Below are 300 nucleotides of genomic sequence, written 5' to 3' on the forward strand. Positions count from 1 at the left end.
GTATCTTGATTCTGATTGCTCAGAATCGCTTCCAGCATGTCAATGTCCTCTTCCTGAGTGGAGAATAACGGATTCGAACCGTTGACCCCCTGCTTGCAAAGCAGGTGCTCTAGCCAGCTGAGCTAATCCCCCCTCGACCCCCTGACGGGGATGCAGGTTATGGTGTAAACGGACAAGAAGCACAAGAGCCTCAAATCGTCGTGACCAAAAAGGTCGGAAACCTCGCAGCTCCAATTGACTGCGGACGCTCCAGAAAGGAGGTGTTCCAGCCGCACCTTCCGGTACGGCTACCTTGTTACG

The 300-nt window shown here is 53.7% G+C and carries 1 tRNA gene; it reads right to left on the reverse strand.

Going from position 1 to position 300, the window contains the following annotated elements:
- Positions 1 to 58 precede the first annotated feature (58 nt).
- Positions 59 to 132, reverse strand: a tRNA-Ala gene (locus E5354_RS14125).
- Positions 133 to 300: the final 168 nt, after the last annotated feature.

The organism is Muribaculum sp. NM65_B17, from assembly GCF_004793735.1.
GTDB lineage: Bacteria > Bacteroidota > Bacteroidia > Bacteroidales > Muribaculaceae > Muribaculum > Muribaculum gordoncarteri.